The sequence below is a fragment of the Streptomyces murinus genome, from assembly GCF_002154555.1.
Taxonomy (GTDB): domain Bacteria; phylum Actinomycetota; class Actinomycetes; order Streptomycetales; family Streptomycetaceae; genus Streptomyces; species Streptomyces murinus.
The window spans coordinates 1-651 of sequence record NZ_MUNF01000682.1; the positions used below are offsets into that span (position 1 = coordinate 1).

At 73.0% G+C, this 651-nt stretch carries 1 protein-coding gene; it reads right to left on the minus strand.

Annotation, left to right across the window (positions count from 1 at the left end):
* On the minus strand, positions 1-617 hold a 617-nt coding region (locus CCN72_RS33020; protein WP_425276192.1), incomplete at its 3' end, for an acyl carrier protein.
* Positions 618-651 lie beyond the last annotated feature (34 nt).

Consider the following 651-nt stretch of genomic DNA (forward strand, 5'->3'; position numbering starts at 1 on the left):
ATCAGGGAGTCCAGGCCCAGCGACACGAACTCGCTGTTCAGGTCCAGTTCGTCGCCCTCCTCCAGGTGCAGGACGGCGCCGACCTTCTCGCTCACCACCGCGGTGACGGCGGCGAGCCGTTCGGCGGCGGGGAGCGCGGTGAGGGCGGTGAGGTCGAGACCGGTGCCCTCCTCGCCGCCCTGGCGGGCGAGCCGGTCGAAGAAGAGGTCGCCGTTGACGCTGCCGGAGACGTAGCGGTCCCAGTCGAACTCGCCGACGATCCGCTGGGTGCGGGGCCGGCCCCAGAGCCGGGCCAGGGTGTCCAGGGCGCGGGTCGGGGAGAAGAAGCGGACGCCGCTGCGTTCGATCTCCTGGCTGAGGTGCTCCTCCAGGCGGGCGGACATGCCGACCCGGGCCCAGGCGCCCCAGTTGACCGACAGGCCCGGCACCCCGCGCCGGCCGCGCCATTCGGCNNGCTGGGCGTCGATGGACTCCCAGGTCAGCTCGGAGATCAGCTTCTTGTCGTAGGAACCGGCTGCGTGCACGATCCCGCCGAGCGGGCGCGAGCCCGACCGGAGGTGCCGGACCAGCCGCTCGACGTCCCCGGGCCGGGAGATGTCGGCGCGTACGACGTCGATCTCGGTGTCGGCCGCGAGGTCGGCGAGGACCGGT